The 22,325-nt window shown below is 72.6% G+C and carries 18 protein-coding genes and 1 tRNA gene; 9 read left to right on the top strand and 10 right to left on the bottom strand.

What is annotated here, in order from left to right; genetic code table 11:
- Nucleotides 1-46: 46 nt before the first annotated feature.
- A complete protein-coding gene (locus K5S26_RS03190; protein WP_246603559.1) occupies nucleotides 47-1,072 on the top strand; it encodes a glycosyltransferase in 1,026 nt (341 codons plus the stop codon).
- An 11-nt stretch (nucleotides 1,073-1,083) separates the two neighbouring features.
- Here K5S26_RS03190 and K5S26_RS03185 read toward each other — a convergent pair whose 3' ends face one another.
- From K5S26_RS03185 to K5S26_RS03175, 3 genes are all read right to left on the bottom strand, one after another.
- Entirely contained in the window at nucleotides 1,084-2,535 is a 1,452-nt protein-coding gene (locus K5S26_RS03185; protein WP_221855861.1) for a CDP-glycerol glycerophosphotransferase family protein, read from the bottom strand.
- Complete coding sequence (locus K5S26_RS03180; protein ID WP_221855859.1) at nucleotides 2,532-3,809, bottom strand: CDP-glycerol glycerophosphotransferase family protein; 1,278 nt, start codon at nucleotides 3,807-3,809, stop codon at nucleotides 2,532-2,534. Before K5S26_RS03180 ends, K5S26_RS03185 begins: the two co-directional genes overlap by 4 nt.
- A gap of 105 nt (nucleotides 3,810-3,914) precedes the next feature.
- The gene (locus tag K5S26_RS03175; protein WP_221855858.1) at nucleotides 3,915-5,489 is read right to left on the bottom strand and encodes a S1C family serine protease; all 1,575 of its coding nucleotides are present in this window, start codon (nucleotides 5,487-5,489) and stop codon (nucleotides 3,915-3,917) included.
- A 127-nt stretch (nucleotides 5,490-5,616) separates the two neighbouring features.
- On the opposite strand from K5S26_RS03175, the gene K5S26_RS03170 reads away from it, so the two are divergent.
- Complete coding sequence (locus K5S26_RS03170) at nucleotides 5,617-6,822, top strand: aminotransferase class I/II-fold pyridoxal phosphate-dependent enzyme (protein ID WP_221855856.1); 1,206 nt, start codon at nucleotides 5,617-5,619, stop codon at nucleotides 6,820-6,822.
- Between the two features lie 10 nt (nucleotides 6,823-6,832).
- Here the strand turns inward: K5S26_RS03170 and K5S26_RS03165 are convergent, their stop codons facing one another.
- Both K5S26_RS03165 and K5S26_RS03160 read right to left on the bottom strand, forming a co-directional pair.
- Nucleotides 6,833-7,645: a carbon-nitrogen hydrolase family protein gene (locus K5S26_RS03165; RefSeq protein ID WP_221855854.1), complete on the bottom strand. Its 813-nt coding sequence runs from the start codon at nucleotides 7,643-7,645 to the stop codon at nucleotides 6,833-6,835.
- Nucleotides 7,646-7,706: 61 nt separating this feature from the next.
- On the bottom strand, nucleotides 7,707-8,201 hold the full coding sequence (locus K5S26_RS03160) for a DUF6328 family protein (RefSeq protein WP_221855852.1): 495 nt from the start codon (nucleotides 8,199-8,201) through the stop codon (nucleotides 7,707-7,709).
- A 470-nt stretch (nucleotides 8,202-8,671) separates the two neighbouring features.
- On the opposite strand from K5S26_RS03160, the gene K5S26_RS03155 reads away from it, so the two are divergent.
- The 6 genes from K5S26_RS03155 (at nucleotide 8,672) to K5S26_RS03130 (ending at nucleotide 12,589) form a co-directional block, all read left to right on the top strand.
- A complete protein-coding gene (locus tag K5S26_RS03155; RefSeq protein WP_372454380.1) occupies nucleotides 8,672-9,658 on the top strand; it encodes an iron-containing redox enzyme family protein in 987 nt (328 codons plus the stop codon).
- On the top strand, nucleotides 9,651-9,851 hold the full coding sequence (locus tag K5S26_RS03150) for a CDGSH iron-sulfur domain-containing protein (RefSeq protein WP_221855849.1): 201 nt from the start codon (nucleotides 9,651-9,653) through the stop codon (nucleotides 9,849-9,851). Before K5S26_RS03155 ends, K5S26_RS03150 begins: the two co-directional genes overlap by 8 nt.
- A gap of 138 nt (nucleotides 9,852-9,989) precedes the next feature.
- Entirely contained in the window at nucleotides 9,990-10,742 is a 753-nt protein-coding gene (locus K5S26_RS03145) for a DUF3592 domain-containing protein (protein ID WP_221855847.1), read from the top strand.
- Nucleotides 10,743-10,756: 14 nt separating this feature from the next.
- Complete coding sequence (locus tag K5S26_RS03140) at nucleotides 10,757-11,194, top strand: hypothetical protein (RefSeq protein ID WP_221855845.1); 438 nt, start codon at nucleotides 10,757-10,759, stop codon at nucleotides 11,192-11,194.
- Nucleotides 11,195-11,557: 363 nt separating this feature from the next.
- Nucleotides 11,558-11,737: a hypothetical protein gene (locus tag K5S26_RS03135; RefSeq protein ID WP_221855843.1), complete on the top strand. Its 180-nt coding sequence runs from the start codon at nucleotides 11,558-11,560 to the stop codon at nucleotides 11,735-11,737.
- A gap of 39 nt (nucleotides 11,738-11,776) precedes the next feature.
- Nucleotides 11,777-12,589 (top strand): hypothetical protein, encoded by an 813-nt coding sequence (locus K5S26_RS03130; protein ID WP_221855841.1) that lies wholly within the window; start codon nucleotides 11,777-11,779, stop codon nucleotides 12,587-12,589.
- A gap of 77 nt (nucleotides 12,590-12,666) precedes the next feature.
- Here K5S26_RS03130 and K5S26_RS03125 read toward each other — a convergent pair.
- From K5S26_RS03125 to K5S26_RS03115, 3 genes are all read right to left on the bottom strand, one after another.
- Nucleotides 12,667-12,740 (bottom strand) — tRNA-Met (locus K5S26_RS03125).
- Nucleotides 12,741-13,008: 268 nt separating this feature from the next.
- Nucleotides 13,009-15,924: a UPF0182 family membrane protein gene (locus K5S26_RS03120; protein WP_221855839.1), complete on the bottom strand. Its 2,916-nt coding sequence runs from the start codon at nucleotides 15,922-15,924 to the stop codon at nucleotides 13,009-13,011.
- Nucleotides 15,925-16,046: 122 nt separating this feature from the next.
- Entirely contained in the window at nucleotides 16,047-17,162 is a 1,116-nt protein-coding gene (locus K5S26_RS03115) for a YlbL family protein (protein ID WP_372454378.1), read from the bottom strand.
- Nucleotides 17,163-17,332: 170 nt separating this feature from the next.
- Between K5S26_RS03115 and K5S26_RS03110 the strand changes: the two genes are divergently transcribed.
- Nucleotides 17,333-18,757, top strand: coding sequence for a zinc-dependent metalloprotease (locus tag K5S26_RS03110; RefSeq protein WP_221856042.1), 1,425 nt, complete (start codon nucleotides 17,333-17,335; stop codon nucleotides 18,755-18,757).
- Between the two features lie 762 nt (nucleotides 18,758-19,519).
- Here K5S26_RS03110 and K5S26_RS03105 read toward each other — a convergent pair.
- Entirely contained in the window at nucleotides 19,520-21,325 is a 1,806-nt protein-coding gene (locus K5S26_RS03105) for an ATP-dependent helicase (protein WP_221855837.1), read from the bottom strand.
- A 69-nt stretch (nucleotides 21,326-21,394) separates the two neighbouring features.
- A complete protein-coding gene (gene nudC / locus K5S26_RS03100) occupies nucleotides 21,395-22,294 on the bottom strand; it encodes an NAD(+) diphosphatase (RefSeq protein WP_221855834.1) in 900 nt (299 codons plus the stop codon).
- Nucleotides 22,295-22,325 lie beyond the last annotated feature (31 nt).

Raw genomic sequence — 22,325 nt, 5'->3', positions numbered from 1 at the left:
GCGCGACGCTCCCCCGGTGCCGGACGGATCCGGGGTCTCGTTCGTCATGCCCGTGCTGAACGAGCGCGCCTACCTGCGCCGCGCCGTCGAGACGGTCCTGGATCAGGACGTCGACGGCCCCGTCGAGGTGGTCCTCGCCCTCGGCCCGTCGAGCGACGGCACGACCGAGCTGGCGCGGACCCTCGCCGCGGAGGATCCGCGCATCGTGCTGGTCGACAACCCCGCCGCGGACATCCCGGTGGGCCTGAACGCGGCGATACGTGCGAGCTCGCATCCCACGGTCGTGCGGGTCGACGCGCACTCGGAGATCGCGCCGGGCTACGCGTCGCGCGCCCTCGAGATCCTCGCCCGCACGCGCGCGGGCAACGTCGGCGGGGTCATGCGCGCCGACGGCCGTTCGCCCTTCCAGCGCGCCGTCGCCCGCGCCTACAACTCGCGGATCGGTCTCGGCGGAGGCGCGTACCACGGCGGCGATCGGCCGGGCGAGGCGGAGTCTGCCTACCTCGGCGTGATGCGCCGCGCCGTGCTCGACGAGGTCGGGCTGTTCGACGAGTCCATCCGGCGTGGGGAGGACTGGGAGCTGAACCTGCGCATCCGTTCGGCCGGTTACCGCGTCTGGTTCGACCCCTCGCTGTCGGTCACCTACTGGCCGCGGGAGAGCTGGCATCGCCTGGCTCGCCAGTTCGTCGCCACGGGGACCTGGCGGGGCGAGCTGGTCCGCCGCTACGGGATGCGCAACTCGGCGCGCTTCTTCGCTCCGCCGGCGCTGGTGGTCGCCCTCGTCCTGAGCCTGCTGGTCGGTCTCCTGCAGGTGACGGGGGTGATCGCGGGCGCCCTGTCCGTGCTCGCATCCGCCGTCTACGTTCCGGTGCTGGCATACGTCCTGCTGGTCGCCGCGGTCGCTGTCGGGCCGGGCGGCGGGACCGGAGTGCGCGACAAGCTCTGGACGCTCGCGGTCCTGCCGACGATGCACCTCGCGTGGGGGGCAGGCTTCATCGCCGGCCTGCTGCGCGGCGCGCACGACACCGTCGACACCTCGCGCCTGGCCGGCCGCAACACCCCGCTCCCGTAGCGCGCTGCGCCTCAGCGGTCGATCAGTCCCTGGTCGAGGATCCGCGCGACCACGCGCTCGGAGGCCCGGCCGTCGTCGCGCGCGTTGAACCGGGCCGTCCAGGCCCGGTACCGCCCGGCGTGATCGGCCGTGCCGCTCTGGAGAGCGGCGATCAGCTCATCCTGCGAGCGCACGATCGGACCCGGCGCGTGGGCGACCAGGTCGAAGTAGAACCCGCGCAGCTCTCCCCGGTAGTGCTCCATGTCGGGCACGAGGAAGTACATGGGCTTGCCCGTCACCCCGAAGTCGAACATCACCGACGAGTAGTCCGTGATCAGCGCGTCGGCGGCGAGCAGCAGCGGCGCGGTGTCCGGGTACCCCGTGACGTCGACGACGCGCGCGCCGGCGAGGTCCTGGCCAGGCAGCAGCGTGCGGGAGTGGCCTCGCACGAGCACCACGGCGCCGGTCTCCTCGGCGAGCACCGCGGGGTCGAGGAAGTCGACGATCTCCGCGCGGTCGTCTCGCCAGGTCGGCGCGTACAGCAGCACCCGCTCGTCCGAGGCGATGCCGAGCTCGGCCCGGACGGCCGCGGGGTCGCCGTGCACGAGGACGTCGTTGCGGGGGTACCCCTCCACCCACAGCGGGCGGCCGAGGAAAGCGTACGCCTTGCGCAGGATCCGAGCGGCGTACGGGTTCTGCGCAAGCAGCACGTTCCAGCGCAGCGACTCCTTGATCACGGCGCCCGCACGCCGCGGGTCGAAGCCGGGGCGGTGGAGGGCGAGGCGTTTCAGCGGCGTCCCGTGCCATGTCTGCAGCACCTTCTGCCCGCGGCGCCGCGCGAACCGGCGGCGCAGCCAGTCGTTGACGACCAGCAGCCGGGCGGCGCTGCGCGCCCGCCACCAGTCGGGACTGCCCTCGACGACGGCGATGGCCCCCTCGGGCACGCGGACCGACAGGTCGATGACGCTCCAGTAGCGGGTCACGCTCGGCGCGACGCGCGCGAGCTCGCGGTCGATCGCGAGCGGGTTGCACCCCGCCCCGCGTCCGTAGAAGCTCTCGAAGAACACGGCGTTCTCGAGCGGCTCGGATCGATCGACGTAGCGCCGTTCGAGGGCGCCCTGGGCCTCGGCCCCGTCGTACACCGGGTCGACGGGGGCGCCGATCACGAGGCGGTCGCCGCGCAGCTCCGCGCGCACCCCCGCGAAGACCCGGGGCGGGATCCGCACGTCGAGGGCTCGGTCCGCGCCGCCCTCGACGTCGATGCGGACGACGTACTCGCCGGACGGCAGGGGGAGCTCCGGCCCACCCCACCGCGAGGCGCGCAACGGCAGCCGCACCGTCCAGGTCTTGCCGCCGCCGGTGATCCGGCCGTCGACGTGAGCCCGGCGCCCCTCCAGCGCCGCGGAGGACGGGCGGGCGCCGGTTCCCCGGATCACGAGCAGCGCGTCGTCCGGCTCGAACCGGGCGGTGGGCTGGGAGGTCATCTGGTCGCCTTCCGTGGGGAGGTCTCGGTGCGCCGCACGATCGCGTCGTACACGCGCTCGGCGCTGCGTCCATCGCGGTGAGCGTGCACGCGCTCGCTCAGAGCGGCCGAGCGCGCGGTCGCCTCCGCAGCGGCCTCCGCATCGCCCAGCAGCCGGTCGAGGCGCGGAGCGAGCGCGGCCCAGCTCTCGGCGGCGTCGCCGCCGGCGACGTCCTCGAACCGGCCGTAGAAGCCTCGCCGCCGCGCGTAGACGGCGACGTCCGGCGCGAGGAACAGCACCGGCAGCGGCACGAGCGCGACGTCGTACGCAAGCGAGGAGTAGTCGGTGACGAGCACGTCCACACCCGCCAACGCCGGCGTCACGTCGGCGAGCAGATCGGCTCCGAGCGCGCGCACATGCCCCACGTCCGCGGGCGGGCGGTACTCCCCCGCCCCCAGACGATGCGAGCGCACGAGCAGCACGGCGTCGTTCCGCGCCATCACGTCCTCGATCGCCCGCCAGTCCTCCGCGCCGGGCACAGCGGGATCGGGCTCGCCGTCCCGCCACGTGGGCGCGTAGAGCACGAGCCGCCCGTCAGCGGGCAGGTCGGGGATCAGCCGACGGATCAGGGCTCGGCCCTCCGCCCGCCGCTCGGCATCCGACCCGCGGGACAGCACATCGGCCCGCGGCTCTCCGGTGACGACGATCCGGTCATCCGGCAGCCCGAACGCCGACTCGAGACGCCCGCGCACGAGGTGGGACGCCGCCGGCATGAGGTCGATGCGGCGCGCGGCGGTCCGGTACATCCCGCGCAGCGCCACTCGGAGCGCCGGCGCGAGGAGCCGCAGCGGGCCGCGCGTGTCGTCGAGCGGGCTGCGCACCGTCTCCGGGGCGTCGAGCCCGATGCGCTTGAGCGGGACGCCGTGCCACAGCTGGGCGACGAACCCCCCGCTCACGGCGTAGGGGTTGACGTCGCCGAACCCGTAGGCCACCACGAGCACCCCCGCTCGAGCCGTCTCCCAGAATCCGGCGAACGAGGACTTGCGCACGGCCCGCATGCCTCGTGCCCGCGCGTCGCGCAGCTCGTCCTCGTCGTCCGACAGCCACACCGCGTCCCGTCCGCGGTCGACGGCGACCCGCCACAGCTCGAGCGGCCCGTCGCCCAGGCCCGCACCGCAGCCGAAGGCCCAGCGGTCGGTGCGCGGCGTCACCGCGGTGACGAGCCGGCCGAGCGCATACAGCGGCAGCCGCGCGATCTTCCGCGCGTTGCCCGCGCCGAAGGAGAAAGACGCCACCCCGCGAGCCTATGACATCCGATCCAGCGGATGTCATGGCTCGCGGGGCGGCGTCGATCACCGATGACGCTGTGCGGGCGCGTGCCCGAAGGCGCGGTCGCGGCGCTACTGACCGAGGTCCCCGAGGGTCACGTCGATCGTCTGCTCGCTGCCGTCTCGCACGTACGTCAGCGTCGCGTCGCTTCCGCCGGCAGCGGCACGCACCTGCGCCGTCAGGTCGACGGCGGATCCGATCCGCACGCCGTTGAACTCCGTCACGATGTCCCCCTCACGCAGGCCGGCCTTCTCGGCGGCTCCGCCCGAGGTGACCTCGGCGATCAGGGCACCGGCCGTGGTCGCGTCGCTGTCGACGCTGGCCGGCTGCACGCTGGCGCCGAGCAGGCCGTGTGTGGCCTCCCCGTCGTTGATCAGCTCGTCGCTGACACGCTGCACCACGTTCGAGGGGATGGCGAAGCCCACGCCGATGGAGCCGGACTCCTCGCTGTCGCCCGAGGACGCGATCGCCACGTTGATGCCGATCAGCCGACCCTGCGAGTCGACCAGCGCCCCGCCCGAGTTGCCGTGGTTGATGGCGGCGTCCGTCTGGATCACGGCGATCGAGATCGACTCGTTGGGCACGCTCTGCTCCTCCTGACCGTTGTCGAAGCGGAACGGGCTCTGCTGCTCCTCCTCCGGGGTCTGCTCGGCGTCGTCGCCCGACTCGGGCGCCGCGGAGGACGCGATCTCGATGCTGCGGTTGAGCGCGCTGACGATGCCGGTCGTGACCGTGTTGGACAGGCCGAGCGGCGCGCCCACGGCGGCCGTCGTGTCGCCCACGTTCAGCTGGGACGAGTCGGCGAACTCGATGGGCGTCAGTCCCTCCGCGTCCACCAGCTTGATGACGGCGAGGTCGTAGGTCGGGTCGGTGCCGACGACCTCCGCCTGGTAGATGTGACCGTCCGACGTCGTGACGCGGATCTCGGGGTCGGCGGTCGCGCCGCCGAGGGTGACGACGTGCGTGTTCGTCACCACGTACCCGTCCTCGCTCAGCACGACGCCCGAGCCGCTGCCGGCCTCCGAACCACCGCTCACGTCGATGGTCACGACGCTCGGCAGCACCTGGGTGGCCACGGCCGTCGCCTCGTTGACGGAGCCGGGGTTGTTCACCGTGATGCTGGACGGGCCGCTCGCCGCGCTGGTCGTCGTGCCGGAGCCGAACAGCTGAGTGCCGGCGAACGATCCGCCGAGACCGGCGGCTCCGCCGACGAGGGCTGCCGCGACGAGGAGCGCGGCGACGCGCCCGGCACCCGACTTGCGGCGCTCGGGCTTCTCCTCGACCGGCGCGATGCGCGTGTCGTACGGAAGGGGCTCGGTCGCCTGCGTCTGCTGGGCGCCGTACGCGGCGGGTCCGAACGCGTGGCCCGGCGCGGCGCCCGCGTACGGATGCCCGGACGTCTGCGGCGCGGAGGGCGCGGCGAAGCCCTGCGAGGCGGCGCCGGGGATCGGGGGGCGCGGCGGGATGTACATGCCGGGCGGGACGTCGCCGGCGGGTGCCTGCGGCGGAGTGCTCGCCGGGGACGCCGTCGTCGGCGCCTCCGGGACGGAGGTCTCGGCGGCCGAGGTCTCGGCGGCCGGGGTCTCGGGGGTGGAGGCGGCGGGCTCCTGGGGGTCCAGGTTCTCGTCGGAACGATGCGTGTCCATGAGTGCTCCTTCTTCCAAAGCCCTTACAGGGTCACGCCGCAACCTTTGCGATGCCTATGACGACGATAAGTCGACTGTGTGACTTCCGACATCCTGAGCGGCACCGGCGCGCCGGTAACCTGGCGTGATGCGAGACGTGGCGGGCGCCTGGAGAAGAACTGCCGACGGTGCCGGGCTGCTGAGCCCCGACGGCGCCGTGGCGAGCACCATCTTCGCAGAGATGACGGCGCTGGCGGCGCGCACGGGCGCGATCAACCTCGGCCAGGGCTTCCCCGACGAGGACGGTCCGTCGGAGGTGCTCGACGCGGCTCGGGAGGCGATCGCGGGCGGCGCGAACCAGTACGCGCCCGGGATCGGGATCGCGCCGCTGCGGGAGGCGATCGCCGACCATCAGTCGCGCTTCTACGGCATCGCCCTGGACCCGGACACCGAGGTCGTCGTGACGACCGGCGCGACGGAGGCGCTTGCGAGCGCGCTCCTGGCGCTGGTCGACGGGCCGGAGGACGAGGTGGTGGTCTTCGAGCCCTACTACGACTCCTACGCCGCGTGCGTCGCGCTGTCCGGGGCGACGCTGCGCACCGTCCCGCTGCGCGCGCCCGACTTCCAGCCCGACCTCGACGTGCTGGCCGACGTCGTGAACGAGCGCACCCGCGTGATCCTCGTCAACAACCCGCACAACCCCACCGGGGCGGTGTTCGATCGCGCGGTGCTCGAGGAGGTCGTCCGGCTCGCGCACGCCCGCGACGCGATCGTGGTGACCGACGAGGTCTACGAGCACCTGACCTTCGACGGCCCGCATGTGCCGGTGGCTTCGCTGCCCGGCGCGCGCGAGCGCACGCTGACGATCTCCTCGGGCGGCAAGACGTTCCGCACGACGGGGTGGAAGATCGGCTGGATCACGGGGCCGGCCGAGCTGCTGACGGCGGTGGTGACGGTCAAGCAGTTCCTCACCTACACCAGCGGCTCGCCGTTCCAGCCGGCGATCGCCGCGGGCCTGCGGCTGCCGGACGCGTTCTTCGACGGCATCGCGCAGGACATGCGGCGAAAGCGCGACGTGCTCGGCGCCGGGCTGCGCGCCGCGGGCTTCGAGGTCTTCGAGCCCCGCGGCTCGTACTTCACGGTCGCCGACGCGGCTCCGCTCGGCGCGACCGACGCGCAGGCGTTCTGTCGCGGCGAGCTGGTCGAGCGCGCCGGCGTCGTCGCCATCCCCATCACGGCGTTCGTCACACCCGGTCGCCGCAGCGAGTATGCGACGCTGGTGCGCTTCGCCGCGTGCAAGCGCGTCGAGGTGCTCGAGGAGGCTGCGGCGCGCCTGGCTTCCCTGTCGGGCTGACGAAGCCCGGTCAGCGCGGCGCGACGCGATAGCGTCGAAGCTCGAGCGCGGGGTTGACGCGACGGACGTTGTCGATCGCGTCCCGGTCCGCCCAGCCGACCACGACGTCGGTTCCCGTGCCGATCGCCGCCACGGTCACGCCTTGCGGGTCGACGACGACCGACCGGCCGACGCCGAGCGTGGGCGGATGGTCGGCGGCCGCGACATACATCGTGTTCTCGATCGCCCGCGCCGACAGCAGCGTGGTCCAGTGCATCTCCTTCAGCGGGCCCCGCACCCATTCCGCGGGCACCAGCGCGACGTCGGCGCCCGCGTCGGCGAGCATCCGTCCCACCTCGGGGAAGCGCAGGTCGTAGCACGTCATCAGTCCGAAGCTCAGCCCGCCCGCCTTGAACGTCTCCGGCGCTGTCAGCTCGCCCGGCTCGATCCAGTCGGACTCGCGCTGCCCGAACGCGTCGTAGAGATGCTGCTTCCGATAGCGGGCGACGATGCCCGTGCCGTCCACCGCGACGACCGTGTTGCGCACCCGGTCGCCCTCGGCGCGCTCGGCCATGCCCGCGACGAGATGAACGCCCAGGTCGCCGGCCAGCGCAGTGAGCTGGCGCACGAAGGGACCGTCGAGGTCCTCGGCGTTCTCGGCGAACGACGCGTCGAACGGATCGGTGAAGAAGCTGGAGTACTCCGGGAAGAGCACGACCGCCGCTCCCCGGTCGGCGCCTCGGCGCGCCAGCTCGGCGATGGTCGCCCGGTTCGACGCCGCATCCGCCGTCGGGGCGAACTGCGCGACTCCGATGCCCACCGCTTCCGGCCCTGTGTCGGTCATCTCTCTCCCCTTTTCTCGTTCGCGCGAGCGATCCGTCCGCCCCCTGGACCGCAGACCTGCCTCATGCCGACTCCTCGCCGCGGCGAGCGCGCAGCGCCACGGGCACCACGACCCACACCACGACCACGAACGCCGCCAGCAGCCCGCCCGAGATCCACGCGGACGTCGGACCCACGACGACGTCGAAGACGAACGCCACCACTCCCACCAGCAGCAGCGAGACGATCACCAGCGCCGTCAGCAGCGCGGCATGCCCGTAGTCGACGATCATGCGCTTCGCCCCCTCGCGGAACATCAGCCGGTGCAGCGCGACGGGCGCCAGCGCGATCACAGCGCTCAGGGCGGACAGCACCACCAGCACGAGGTAGAGCGCGCGCTGCGCGCCGTCGAGGTCGAGGAAGGCAGGCTGGAAGGCCAGCGCGAGAAGGAAGCCGGTGAGGATCTGGGTGCCGGTCTGCAGGACGCGGAGCTCCTGCAGCACCTCTATCCAGTTGCGGTCCGATCTCTCGGCCGGCGTCTCGTCGCGCTGGGCATCGTGCCCGCGTTCGCCGATCATGCGCCCATCCTGCCGCCGAGGCGGCGTTCCGACAAACCGCTCCGGTCGATGACGAAGCCCGGGTCCGGCGACGGATGATCCGCCACGGACCCGGGCTCAGGGTCGCGTCCTCCCCCCGGAGGCGCGGGTCCCGACGGCCGATGAGCCGGCACGGTGGCATCCCCCCGGACGCCATCGCACCCGTTCAGGGTCCCACCGCGCGCGCGATGCCGACATGGGTTGTTCTCCCCACCTGCCGCCGCGTGCCCGGCGCCCCCTCGCTGCGGTCGATCCGCGTCGTCCCCTCGTCGGGGCGGGAGATGCGCGCTAGCCGTCCGTCGGAACAGGGTCAAGCCTCTGCTGCGGCGACGACCGCGCGGCGAGACTGATCACCCACGTCCCAGAATCGGAGCATCTTCGTGTCCGTCACCAGCACCACCCGCGCCACCGCACCGCACTCCCACCGCCCCTCCCTCACCCCGCGTGGCCCCGTGAGCGAGGCCGTGATCACCCGCCTCACGGGCGCACCCGACGACGAGCGGCTCGAGGCGCTCGCGCAGGACGCCGTCACCGCGACCGCCGACATCGTCGAGGACGATGACCTCCAGCTCGCGCTGTTCGCGCTGTACGCCTCCTCTTACGGCTCGCTCGACGAGCTCTCGCCGGAACTCGAGTGGGATCCGCGGCTCATCGCCACGCGGCGCATCCTCGAGCAGGCGTTCGAGCAGCGGCTGCGCGCCATGGTGCCGATGCCCGACCTGCCCGAGCCGAGCGTCGACGCGGTGGCCCGCGCGCTGTTCGCGCTCACCGAGGCGGACAGCGGACCGAGCCTGTCGCGCTATCTCGCGAAGAAGGCGACGGCGGAGCAGGCGCACGAGTTCTTCATGCAGCGGTCGATCTACACCCTGCGCGAGGCCGACCCGCACTCCTGGGCGATCCCCCGCCTGCACGGCCGCGCGAAGGCCGCGCTGGTCGAGATCCAGTCCGACGAGTACGGCGGCGGGCGGGCCGACCGCGTCCACGCGACCATCTTCGCCGCCGCCATGCGCGGCGCCGGGCTGGACGACACCTACGGCGCCTACGTCGACGACGTCCCGGCCGTGACCCTGGCGTCCCACAACACGATGTCGATGTTCGGCGTCAACCGCAGGCTGGTGGGGGCGATCGTCGGTCATCTGGCGGCGTTCGAGATGACGTCGTCGATCCCGAACAGGTTCTACGGCGACGGGTTGCGCCGTCTGGGGTTCGGCGAGGACGTCACCGACTACTTCGACGAGCACGTCGAGGCCGACGCCGTGCACGAGCAGATCGCCGGCCGAGACCTCGCCGGCGCGCTGGCCGAGGATCGTCCCGACCTGCTGCCCGACATCATGTTCGGGGCCGCAGCCTGCCTGGCGGTCGACGGCTGGGTCGGCGCTCACATGCTCGACGCCTGGCAGGCCGGCGAGTCCTCGCTGCGGGCGGTCGGCCATGCGTGACGAGCGTCCGTCGATCACCCCTTACCCGGACGGGCCGATCCTCGTCCGCGGCGACGTGGACCTGCGCGACGCTGACGGCGAGCCCATCCCGCGCAACCGGCGGACGATGGCGCTGTGCCGGTGCGGTCTGTCGTCGATCAAGCCGTTCTGCGACGGCACGCACAAGCCGGCCGGGTTCCGCACGGACGACTGACTCACGGCGTTCGCCCGGGGAGGCCGTCTCCGACGTCTCACCCGCCCCGTCGAGTGACGGGGTCCGGCAGCTCCTGCCAGAATGGCCCCGACCGTCGTCGCCGCGCGCGACGCCGGCGCCGACGGGAAGGAGCGCGTCGTGAGCACGGTGGACCCGGAGCTGCGCTGGTGGAGGAACGCTCGTACGTTGCGCGTGGTCGCGATCGTGCTGTGGTGCGCGGTGTTCGCCACGTCGCTGGTGACCGGCTGGTCGAACGCCCTGTACCTCGCAGGCGGGCGATGGGTCGAGTGGGCGGGCGCGGAGTGGCTGGTCGGCGTCGAAGGCGTCACCGAGCCCGTCGCTCGGATCGCCGAGGCCTCCACGCTCGTCGTCGTCTGGCCCGTGCTGATCGCGGCCGTGGTCGACGGCTACGCCCGGCACCGGCGCGGCGGCGGGGAGGCCTGGTGTCTTCCGCTCGCGTTCGGCTGGCCCCTGCTCGGCCTCGGTCTGGGCTCGCTCGCCGCGGTGGCCTCCGGCCCGGTGGCGTGGCCGCTCCCGGCGCTGCTCGCCGCGGTCGGCGGGATGGTGCTCGCCATCCACCCCGTGGCCCGACGCGTGCTCGCCGCACGCGCGGCACGCCAGGACTGGACTCGCGCGCACGGAGTGGTCGCGCAAGCGGTCGTCACGAAGGTCGACGTCGAGACGATCGCCGGGATCGATCGCTGGCGGGTGACGCTGCGCTACGACGACCGGGCCGGACAGACCCGCTGGCATCGCTCCTCCATCGCCTTCCAGGAGCGCGTCGCCCCGCGCGTCGGCGACCGTTACGAGGTCCGTTACGACCCCGAGCACCCCGGCCGGCGCGCGTCCATCCACGTGGACCTGTCCAAGACCAGGGGCGCTCTGCGCTGAGGCGAGGACTTCACATGACCGGCATTCAGGCGGACCGAGGGACACGAGCGGCGAGAGGGACACGCGCGGGACTCGTGCTCTCGATCGGCATCGCGCTCGGCATCCTCGCCATCGCCGTGTACGTCCTGGGGGCGCGCGCCGCCGCCCCCGTCGGCCCGTCCACCACGGCCCCGAGCGCGATGCTCGTCGCCGGGTTCGCCGCGGCGTCGCTGATCTGGATCACCGGTGCCGCCTGCGTCGCACACGCCCTCGGTGTGACACGGCCGGATCGCGCCGTCGCCTCGCGTGTCGCGACCTTCGCCCTCGGCGCGGTGCCCATCGGGTTCGTGGGGACGGTGCTGCTGCTCTACGCGCCGGCGGTGCCGGTGCTCGCAGCCGCCGCGACCGGGCTGGTCACTCTCGCGCTCATCCCCCTCGGAGCGACGTTCGCGGTCTTCTCGCGGCTCCGCTGAGACGTGCCTGCAGCGGGGCGCGCCGTTCGCGTTCGACCCCTCGAACCCGGCCGTGCGGCTGGCCGACGCTAGGGTGAGCGGATCATGGCCAGACCGACGGACGACGAGGTGGACGACCGGATGACGGCCGCCCCGTTCTCCCCCCGGGCCATCGGGCGTGCGAGGGGGTGCGCGCGGCCGGCCAGGCGGTTCCGGGCTCGCCGCCCCGTGGACACCGCATCGGATACGTCGCCGTGACCGTCGCGCTGGTCCTGTTCCTCGCGGTGCCCCTGCTGCTCCTCGGTGCCGGCGTGGCCGGCATCGTCGTCGCCGTCGTCTCCCTGCGGAGGCGGCCTGCCGCGCGCGCCCGGAGTCCTGCGGATCGTGGCCAGCGCCGGGCTGGTGGTGTGCGCGTGCCTCGCGACGGCAGGTCTCGTCGCCGACGTGCAGTACGCGGTCGTCCTCCTCCCCCTCACCGCCCTGGCGCTGGCGACGGTCTGGAGCCTCGTGTTCTTCGGCGCCGCGTGGATCGTCTCCGAGGTCGGCAGACGCCGGCCGCGTTGAGCGGCGCCCGAGCCGCCACGACGTGAGAGCATGCAGACGATGGACACCGACATACGCGAGGAGCTGCGCCTCCTGCGCGCTCGCGCCTTCGGCCCCGCGGCCGACATCGACCGCGATCCGGCCGCGCTGCGTCGCCTGCGCGAGCTGGAGGCGCTGTCCGCCGTCGGCTCTCCGGAGAAGCCGGAGCCGGTCGAGGATGAGCCGGAGCCGGAGCCGGCCGAGGAGACGCCGGCCCCTGCCGCGGAGCCCGCGGAATCGCCGTCGTCGACGCCGCTCGCGGAGGCCGTACCGCCGGCACCGACGGACGCACGGGAGGACGCGGCAGAGCCCGACGCGCCGCGCCCCACCCGCGCGAGATTTCCCCGCCACATCGTCGTGCTGTGGGCCGGATCCGTCGTCGCGGCCGCCGCGCTGGCCGCGGGAGCGGCCTACGGGCTCGCGAGGATCTCTCCCGTGGCGGTGTCGAGCGGCGCGCCGCAGATCGCCACGCTCGAGCCGACGTCGTCGATCGAGGTCCCTCCGGGCTGGGTCGGCGCCGGCCCCAGCTCGAAGGTGTGGGAGTTCCACGATCTGGTCCTCTTCGAGACGACGTCGGGGTTCTCGAACTCCGGCGGCATCGGCTGCTTCACGGCGCTCGCGGCCGAGGAGCTGCCGGAACGGGACGCCGACACCAGCAGCTGGTCGCTCAGCGGCGGCCTGTACGCCGGCTGCGCGGTCGGCACCTTCCCGGCGACGATCAGCATGCGCGTCGACAGCAACGCCCCGGAGCAGCTCCGCGCGACCTACCCCGACAGCGCACTGCAGTTCGTGAAGGACGGCGACCGCATCGGCGTCTTCCTCGACCGCGGCTGACGGCGAGAGCGGGAGGCACTACTCACGCCAGCCAAAGGGAAAGGCCCGGAATCCGAGAGGATTCCGGGCCTTCTTTGTTGCGGGGGCAGGATTTGAACCTACGACCTCTGGGTTATGAGCCCAGCGAGCTACCGAGCTGCTCCACCCCGCGGCACAAGAGAAAACATTAGCACGGGATCGGGGCACAGGCCAATCCGAGGTGACACCGATGCGCCCCGGGCGTGTCACCCACGGTTTGCCCGGATGCTGCGCGCTGCCCGGAACGGCATCGACCGCGAGAATCCCTTCCCGCGCCGAGAATGCGGGTGGTCGCTGCATTGTCGGCGCGAAGAGGGATTGTCGCGGATGAGAACAGCCACGGGCGAGGACGATCCTCTGCGGATGCGTCCTCGCCCGTGGCGAGCCGAAGGCCTGCGGTACTACTCCTCGAGCTCCAGCAGGCGGCTCACGGCGTCGGTGAGACGCTCGTCCGCCTCGGCGTAGGCGACCATGTCGCCGTCCTCCAGCGCCGCCTGCTTCTCGGACAGCGCCGTCTGGGCATCGGAGAGCGCCTGCGCGTACTCGTCGCCCGCGACCGGCGGGGTCGTCTCCTCCGGCTGCTCACCCTGGTCCTCGCCGTCACCGGCGTCCGGATCGGCGGGCTCCTCCGTCGGATCCGTCGGAGTCACGTCGTCGTCGCCGGTCGCGGCGCCCGAGTCGCCGCCGAACAGCTCGTCGAGGGCCCCGGCCAGCGTGTCCTCGAAGGCCAGCTGGTCGCCGAACGCCACCAGCACCTTGCGCAGCAGCGGATAGGTCGTGCCGCCCGTGGACTGGACATAGACCGGCTGCACGTAAAGCAGGCCGCCGCCGACCGGCAGGGTCAGCAGGTTGCCGAGACGGACGTTCGAGTTTCCGATCTGCAGCACGTTCATCTGCGACGCGATGTCCGCGTCGGAGTTGAACATGTTCTGCACCTGTCCGGGACCCGGGACGGTGGTGTCCGCCGAGATCTCGAGCATGCGCAGCTTGCCGTAGTCGTCGCGCTTCTGGCCCGCCTCGTCGCCCGCATCCGAGTCGACCGACAGGTAGCCCATCAGCACGTTGCGCTGGCCGCCATCGGGGATGAACGTCGTGAACATCGAGAACGTCGGCTCGTCCTGGCCCGGCATCCGCATCGACAGGTAGTACGGCGGCTGCAGCACGTCCTGGTTGGCCGGGTCGCTCGGCGTCGCCCAGGCGTTGTCGCGCTGGTAGAACTGCCCCGCCGTGTCGACATGGTAGGTGCCGAGCATCGCGCGCTGCACCTTGAACAGGTCGGTCGGATAGCGCACGTGGCTCATCAGCTCGCCCGACATGTCGTCGATCGGGAGCACGGTCGAGGGATAGACCTTCTGCCACGCCTGCAGCACCGGGTCCTCCTCGTCCCACGCGTACAGCTTGACCTCGCCGCTGTACGCGTCGACCGTGGCCTTGACCGAGTTGCGGATGTAGTTGATGTCATCGATCCGCAGGCTCGGCTGCGGGTTCGTCGAGTCGCTGATCGCCGACGACAGGCTCACACCCGTCGAGTACGGGTACGTCGAGCTCGTCGTGTACGCGTCCACGATCCAGACGATGCGGCCGTCCACCACGCTCGGGTAGGGGTCGCTGTCGATCGTCAGGTACGGAGCGGTCTTCTGCACGCGCGTGGCCGGATCGCGGTCGTAGAGGATCTGCGAGTCGGCGTTGACGTTGTCGGAGAAGAGGATCTGCTCCGACTGGAACTTCATCGCGTACAGCAGCTTGTGGAAGAAGTTGCCGACGCTCGGCCCGCCCTCCTCGTCGAAGGTCGTGCGGGTCTCGCTGGCGCCCTCCTGACCGCGCGGGTAGTCGAGCTCCATGGGCTCCGACCCCTCCGGTGCGCCGACGATCGAGTACAGGGGCGAGTTCTCGCCGAAGTACACGCGCGGCTCGTAGTCGAGCTCCGACAGGAAGCCCGACGACGGGATGTCGCTCTCGATGAAGACCGGCTCGCCCTCGTTCGTGCGCTCGTTGCCCTTGGCGGCGACGAGACCGTACCCGTGCGTGTAGACCATCGTCGTGTTCTGCCAGGTCTGCGCGCTCTGGTCGAGCTGCCCGAGGTCGAGCTCGCGCACCGCGACGACCGTATCCTGGGTCTCGCCGTCGATCTGGTAGCGGTCGACGTCCAGCCGCTCGTTGAAGCCGTAGTACTGCCGGTACTGCTGCAGCTGCCGCACGGTGGGGCTGATGATCGCCGGGTCCATCAGGCGCAGCGAGGCCGTCGTGTCCGCGTCGTTGCGCAGCTGCCCCTCCTCGGCCTCGGTCTCCGCGTTGAACTCGGTCTTCTCGATGCCGTCCAGCCCGTACGCGGCACGCGTGCCGTCGACGTTGCGCTGGTAGTAGTCCATCTCGTAGTCGCGCTGGTTCGGTCGCACCTGGAACGTCTCGACCGCCCAGGGGTAGCCCAGGCTCACCACGAGGGACGTCACGATCAGCAGCGCGGTCGCGATCAGCGGGTAGCGCCAGCGGCCGATCACGGCCGTCACGAAGAAGAGGATCGCGACGAGCGCGGCGACCACGGCGAGGATCGTCTGGCCGGGGATGACGGCGTTCGCCTCCGTGTAGGCGGGGCCGGTGATGCGGTCGCCCGCCGCCACCAGGTTGGCGTAGCGGTCGAGCCACAGGCTCCCCGCCTGCACCAGGAGGTAGACGCCGGCCAGCACGGCGAGCTGGATGCGGGCGGCCTTGGAGATGCGCATCTCCCCCTGCCCGATCCGCACCGATCCGTAGAGGTAGGACACCGCCGCGGTCACCAGGAGGCTGATCAGGATGACCGCCGAGGCGAAGCCCGCCACCGACTGGTAGAACGGCATCGCGAACATGTAGAAGCCCGTGTCGAGCCCGAACTCGGGGTCGGTCTGACCCGTCGCCCCGCCGTTGAGCCACAGCCACGTGGTCTCCCACTGGGCGGAGGCCGCGAAGCCCGCGAAGAAGCCGAAGAAGACGGGGATGCCCCACATGGCGAGGCGACGCAGCGGCTCGACGACCTCCTGATACCGGTCGAGCTGCGAGCTCAGCCGCGCGTACACCGGCCGCAGCCGGTAGGCGAGGAAGATCGCCAGCCACACGGGGCCGGCCATGCCGACGAAGCCGACGACGAACATCACGACCCTCGCCAGCCACTGCGTCGTCAGCACGTTCGCGAAGCCGAGCTGGTCGAACCAGAGGAACTCGGCGTAAAGGTTCGAGAACGCGAAGAAGGCGACGACGAGAGCCACGATCACCGCAAGGGAGATCGTGACGATGCGTCGGAAGGGGGACGGCGCGGCCGCCCTGGGCGCGGAGGTCGTGGTCACCCTGCAAGCCTAACCAGAGAACCTTATGCACCGGCCGGGAGCGCCTGGCTGCCGCACCCCGGGGAACGCGAGAGCGGACGGGGCCGCGGTGCGCGCAGGGCGTCCTCGACCCCGTGCCGACCTCAGCCCGCGGTGCAGACGGGCAGCTCCCCCGTGTCGCCGGCGGAGATCGCGTCGAGCGCGGCGAGCGAGTCCTCGAGGGTCTCGACCGAGAACACCTGCAGACCGTCCGGCACGTGCCCGACGACCTCGTTGCAGTTCGATGCGGGCGCGAGGAACCATTCGGCGCCGGCGTCGCGCGCGCCGTACAGCTTCTGGCGGATCCCGCCGATCGGCCCGACGGTGCCGTCGGCGGCGATCGTGCCGGTTCCGGCGACCGCCTCACCGCCGTTCAGCGCACCGGGCGTCAGGACGTCCACGATGCCGAGCGCGAACATCATCCCCGCGCTCGGGCCGCCGACGTTGTCGAGCTGGATCTTGACGTCGAACGGGAAGTCGAACGCGGTGGTCAGCGTGATGCCGACGAGCCAGGCCGTCTCGCCCTCGATCGTGCTCTCCTCCGGCGTGACGCTCACCGACCCCTGCTCGCCGTCGCGCTCGTACTCGATCTCGACGGGCGCGCCGCCGCCTGCCTGGATGGCCTCCCGCAGCTCGGTCGCGTCGGCCACGGCCGTGCCGTCGGCCGAGAGGATCCGGTCGCCGGGCTCGATGAGGCCCGCGGCGGGCGCGTCGTCGCCCGCGATGTCGGCGACCTCGACCCGCGCGCCGACGTCGTAGCCCAGCTCGCTGAGCGCCGCCGCCGTGGCCTCGGCCTGGGAGTCCACCATCAGCACGGCGTTCTCCTCCTCGCGCTGCTCGGTCGTCACCCCGGCGGGGAACACGCTCTCGATGGGGACGACGGCCCGGGAGGGGTCGAGCCACGCGAGGGCGAGCTCGAACCACGACGGCGTGCGGTCGCGGTTGCCGACCACCTGCACCGTCGTCAGGTCGAGCGTGCCTTCCGTCTCGTACGTGTCCGCTCCGGAGACCTCGATCAGGGGGACGGCCTCGCCGTCGGCCGACTCGGCGGTCCCGATCGTGTCGTACACCGGGCCGGGGCGCTGGATCACGTACGCGGTCGGCAGGAACGTCAGCACGACCAGCACGAGCGCCGCGATCACGAGCGCCCACATGCCCGCCACGGTGCGTCGCGGCAGCGAGCGCGCGCGGATCGGCTCCGATCCATCGAACAGCGTCACATCTTCCCCTTCGGCGCCGTCGTTCGCGGGCGGCGTAAGGCAGGCGCTGCGGGGGCCGAGGCGGGCGAAGACGGGTGAGACTAGCGTAGGACCACCGAGCATCGACCGGCTGAAAGGCGGCTGACGTGCCAGATGACGACCGCTCCCCCGAGGAGGAGTTCCAGGAGCTCATGCGCCAGCTCTTCGGCGCTTCGGGCAGCCAGCTCGACCCGGACTCGATCGACCCGAGCCAGTTCGCGCGTATGGATCCCGAGCAGCTCGCGCGGCTCACGGGCATGCCCATCGACCCGGCGACGCTCTCACAGGTGATGCAGAACCTGCAGAGCGCCTTCCGCTCGTCGGGTGCAGGGATCGACTGGGACTCGACCAAGCGGCAGGCGCTGCACATCGCCAACCAGGACGGCCTGAGCGTGACGCAGGGCCAGCGTGCCGACCTCGAGCAGGCCTTCCAGCTGGCGGGCCTCTGGCTGTCGGAGGCCACGTCGATCGCCGACCTCGCCGACGCCCCGCGCGCGATCACGCGAGGCGAGTGGGTGGAGCGCACCCTGCCCGTGTGGCAGGAGCTCGCCGAGCCCGTGGCGACGAGCGTCGCCGATGCCCTCACGGAGAGCCTCAGCTCACAGGTGCCCGACGAGATGCAGGGCTTCGTGAAGAACGCGGGCCAGGTGATGCGCAGCCTCGGCGGCTCGCTGTTCGCGACCCAGCTGGGACACGTCGTCGGCCGGCTGTCGCTCGAGGTCGTCAGCGGCGGAGACGTCGGCATCCCGGTCCTGCCCGCCGGCAGCGCCGCGATCCTGCCCCAGAACTTCGCCGACCTCGGCGAGGGCCTCGAGATCCCCGACGACCAGCTCGCGCTGTACGTCGCAGCGCGCGAGCTCGCCCACGCCCGTCTGTTCCGTCACGCGAAGTGGCTGCGCCTGCACGTGCTGTCGCAGGTGACCGAGTACGCGCGGGGCGTGCACATCGACACCGAGCGCCTCGAGGAGCTCGCCTCCCGCTTCGATCCGTCCGACCTGGACGAGCTGCGGCAGGCGCTCGAGAGCGGTGCCCTGCTGCCACAGCAGACCGAGCCTCAGAAGCTGGCCCTCGACCGTCTCGAGAACATGCTCGCGCTCATCGAGGGGTGGGTGGATGTGGTGACCGCCGACGCGACCTCGCGCATCCCCAGCCTCGAGCGGATCGCCGAGACCATCCGACGCCGGCGCGCGGTGGGCGGGCCGGCCGAGGACGCCCTCGGGGCCCTCGTGGGCCTGAAGCTGCGCCCCCGCCGCCTCCGAGAGGCCGCCGCGATGTGGCGCGCCGTGACGGACGCCGTGGGCATCGAGGCCCGCGACGCCCTGTGGGACTCCCCCGACTTCATGCCCGAGGCGTCGGACATCGACGACCCGTCCGGTCTGATCGCACGACTCGAGGCCACTGCCCGCGGCGAGGCGCCGCAGCGCGACGAGCTCGACGACGCCCTCGAGCGCCTGCTGTCCGAGGCGGGCACCGACGGCGCATCCGGCGACGCCGAGCCGGACGCCGGCGGACCCGACGACGACCGGCAGGACGAGGACGGGCCGGACGACGGCCCCGCGGGGCCGCGCCCGGTCTGACCGTCGTCCCCAGGCGTCCCGTCCGGCGCCGGCGGCCGGGACGCCTGTGGACAAGCAGCCTGCGGCGCCCTCCGGCCGAAGACGATGGGCGCATGACGTTCTATCGGCTCGACCCAGCCCTCCCCGCTCTCTGGCGCGACGAGAGCACGCTGCAGCTCGGCACGCACGCGGTCGTGACGGTCGACGACCCGGCTCCCTGGCAGCAGCGGGTGCTGCACGCGCTGGAGCACGGCGCCGACACCGCGACGCTCGAGCGGCTGGCCGCCCTGGCGGACGCGACGCCGCGCGATCTCGCGGCGTTCCTCGCGACCTTGCGCCCCGCCCTGCAGCCGCCCCCGGCTCCCACCAGGGTTCAGCTGCAGGCGGCGGACGGCGTCGCCGCGGCGATCTGCTGCGACGTGGCCGAGGCGCTCGGAGCCGCCGGCATCGCCGCCGACTGGGTCGCCCCCTCGGACGCGGCCGACGCCGACGCCGTGGTGCTGGTGTCCCATCACCTCACGCCGCCGCACCTCCCGTCGCGCCTGATGGCGCGCGACACCCCGCACGTGCCGATCGTCTTCGACGGCGGCGGTGTCACCGTCGGCCCCTACGTGCGACCGGGGCGGACCGCCTGCCTGGCGTGCCTGGCGGCGCACGAGCGCGATCGCGACCCGGCGTGGCCCGCGATCGCATCCCAGCTGCTGGGCCGACGGCCCTCTCCGGTGCCGCGATCCCTCGCGATGGAGGCCGGCACCCTCGCCGCACGCCTGCTGCGGGACGCGCTCAGCCCGCCCGCGACGGGCGTGACGGCCTCGGTGCGCTCCCGCTCTGACGCCCGGCGGGCGTGGCGCTCGCACCGCCCGCACCTCTCGTGCCTGTGCCGTGGCGCCGCGGCTGCGAGTGCCGAAGCGACGGGCCGATCTCCGCGAGGAAGCGCGACGGCGCCCGCTCGCCTCTCCCTGGCCGTTGGGCATCCGACATCCGTGCCCACGAGATCGACAGGCTTCGCGCGGCCCGCGTGATGCCGACGTACGCCAGACGGCGCTCCTCGTCCACGCCGTCGAGCGACGAGGCGTACGAGATCGGCAGCAGCCCCTCCGAGAACCCCAGGATGTGCACGTGCGGCCACTCCAGGCCCTTCGCGGCGTGCAGGGTCGAGAGGGTGACGGTGCGCATGGCCGGCTCGTGCTGGTCCTTCGCGCGCGCCATCAGGTCGTCCGCGAAGCCACGCAGAGTCGTCCCCTCCGGTGCCGCCTCCGCCAGCCGCAGCAGAGCCGCACGCGCCTCCCAGGCGTCGCGCAGCGCGCCGCCCGCCGCCGGGGGCTCGTCCTGATGCCCGAGGCCCCGAAGCGCGCTGCGCACGTCATCGAGGAACACCGAGCCGTGCGGCGCGACCGCCGCGGCTCGGATCGCCAGCACGGCCTGGCGCACCTCCGGCATGTCGAAGAAGCGGGTGCCGCCGAGCACCGTCGTCGGGATGCCTCGCGCGGCGAGCGACTGCTGGATCAGTGCCGACTGCGCATGCGACCGGTACAGGATCGCGACCTCGTCGGCGGTCGCCGAGGCGAGCTGGCGCGCGACGGAGTCGGCCACGCCGTCCGCCTCGTCACGGTCGTCGTCGTACGCCGTCGCCACGGGCGCCGGCGCGCCGCCGTCGGAACGCGCGGCGACCAGCGTCAGCGCGCCGGGCCGCCCGCGCATGAGGGCGTTGGCGACGTCCAGCACCGCCGGATCGGAGCGGTAGTTGCGCTCCAGGCGCACCACCTTCGCATCCGGATACCGCGACCCGAACTCGAGCAGGAAGCGCGACTCGGCCCCGGTGAACGAGTAGACCGTCTGGCTCGCGTCGCCCACGACGCACAGGTCGCGCCGCTCCCCCAGCCAGAGCTCGAGCAGACGGTTCTGCAGCGGCGAGACGTCCTGGAACTCGTCGACGGTGAAGTGCCGGTACTGCTCTCGGACGGCACCCACGACCCGCGGCTCCGCCTCGAGCATCCCCGCGCACGCCAGAAGGACGTCCTCGAAGTCGAGCTGCCGTCGTTCGTCCTTCAGACGCTCGTACTCGGTCATCAGGGCGACGAGCGCGTCGCTCCGCAGCGCGCCCACCGTCCGTCCGAGACGCGCGTACTGCTCGATCGTGCGCATCGTCACCTTGCGCCACTCGATCTGCGACGCCACGTCGCGCAGCGTCGCGCGGTCCGGCCTCAGCCGCACCGCGTCGGCCGCGTGGGCGAGCAGCTTGACCTTGTTGTCGACGATGCGCGGGGCCTCGTCTCCGGCCACCTGCGGCCAGAAGTAGTTCAGCTGCGACAGGGCCGCCGCGTGGAACGTCTTCGCCGACACGCCCTCGATGCCCAGCCCTCGCAGGCGACCGCGGAGCTCGCCGGCGGCCTTCGCCGTGAAGGTCACCGCCATCACGCGCTGCGGCGAGTACGCGCCCGTGTCGACGCCGTGCGCGATCCGGTGCGTGATGACGCGTGTCTTGCCGGCGCCGGCGCCGGCGAGCACCACGACCGGTCCACGCAGCGTCGCGGCGGCCTCGCGCTGGTGCTCGTCCAGGCCGTCGAGCGGCGATCCCGTTTCGCTCACGCGGTCCTCACCTCGCCTCGCCCGATCGTCCGGCGCTGCCCGTCGGATGCCGTCGGGTCCACCGGGGCATCAGGCATCGCCCTCGTCGTGCCACTGCCTGATGAGGAGGTGCGCGATCGAGGCGGGACCCGGCAGAGCGGTGTCGCCGCGTCCCGCCAGGGCCGCGCCGATCTCGTCGCGGGTGAACCACCGCAGGGCCACGATCTCCTCGCCGTCGGGCCGCGCCTCGTCCGGGTCGACGGCGACGGCATCGAAGCCGAGCATCAGGGAGTGGGGGTACGGCCAGGACTGCGAACGGCGGTAGCGCAACGCGCTCACGCGCACGCCGGCCTCCTCGAGCATCTCGCGGTGGATCGCCCGTTCGAGAGACTCCCCGGCCTCGACGAAGCCGGCGAAGCAGGAGTGCATGCGGCCGCCCCAGCTCGCGTTCGCCCCGAGGAGCAGGCGGCGGCGCTGCGGGTCTGTGATGGCGACGATCACGGCCGGGTCGTTGCGCGGGAAGTGCTCGCGCCCGCACGACGTGCACCGTCGTGACCAGCCCGCCTGGCGCAGCTCAGCGCTCGCGCCGCACACGGGGCAGAACCGGTGACCGGTCAGCCAGCGACCGAGGCTGAGGGCGGCGACGAGCGTGTCCGCCTCGTCCTGCGCCAGCTCGCCGCCGACCTCGCGGAGTGCCGCCCAGCCTCCGGGCGACTCCAGAGGCTCGGGCTCGGTCGGCGCGAAGGCCGCCACCAGCACCGCGGCACCGTCGGCGGCGCGGCCGAGCAGACCCCACTCGGCGCCGTCCGGCACGTCCGCGGGCGGGATCGCATGCAGGTGCGTGTCGGCTCCTGCCGCGCGAGGCGCACGGTCGCCGCGCACCACCACGACGAGGGTCGTCGGCTGAGCGCGCAGATCGTCGATCAGCCCGGGCGTGTCTCGCTCCGACGCCGCGAGATCGCTGACTGCGACGGCGGGGGAACGGGTCATCTACTGCCTCTCTCGCGGGCGTGGCGCCGGG

The sequence above is a fragment of the Microbacterium marinilacus genome, from assembly GCF_019753765.1.
In the GTDB taxonomy this organism is placed as follows: domain Bacteria; phylum Actinomycetota; class Actinomycetes; order Actinomycetales; family Microbacteriaceae; genus Microbacterium; species Microbacterium marinilacus.
This window is presented reverse-complemented; position numbering and strand designations above follow the sequence as displayed.

Coding starts and splice junctions, on each gene's coding strand:
- K5S26_RS03190 (WP_246603559.1), top strand. CDS start 47: ATGCCCGTGCTGAACGAGCGCGCCTACCTGCGCCGCGCCGTCGAGACG.
- K5S26_RS03185 (WP_221855861.1), bottom strand. CDS start 2,535: ATGACCTCCCAGCCCACCGCCCGGTTCGAGCCGGACGACGCGCTGCTC.
- K5S26_RS03175 (WP_221855858.1), bottom strand. CDS start 5,489: ATGGACACGCATCGTTCCGACGAGAACCTGGACCCCCAGGAGCCCGCC.
- K5S26_RS03170 (WP_221855856.1), top strand. CDS start 5,617: ATGCGAGACGTGGCGGGCGCCTGGAGAAGAACTGCCGACGGTGCCGGG.
- K5S26_RS03165 (WP_221855854.1), bottom strand. CDS start 7,645: ATGACCGACACAGGGCCGGAAGCGGTGGGCATCGGAGTCGCGCAGTTC.
- K5S26_RS03160 (WP_221855852.1), bottom strand. CDS start 8,201: ATGATCGGCGAACGCGGGCACGATGCCCAGCGCGACGAGACGCCGGCC.
- K5S26_RS03150 (WP_221855849.1), top strand. CDS start 9,651: ATGCGTGACGAGCGTCCGTCGATCACCCCTTACCCGGACGGGCCGATC.
- K5S26_RS03140 (WP_221855845.1), top strand. CDS start 10,757: ATGACCGGCATTCAGGCGGACCGAGGGACACGAGCGGCGAGAGGGACA.
- K5S26_RS03130 (WP_221855841.1), top strand. CDS start 11,777: ATGGACACCGACATACGCGAGGAGCTGCGCCTCCTGCGCGCTCGCGCC.
- K5S26_RS03110 (WP_221856042.1), top strand. CDS start 17,333: ATGCGCCAGCTCTTCGGCGCTTCGGGCAGCCAGCTCGACCCGGACTCG.
- nudC (WP_221855834.1), bottom strand. CDS start 22,294: ATGACCCGTTCCCCCGCCGTCGCAGTCAGCGATCTCGCGGCGTCGGAG.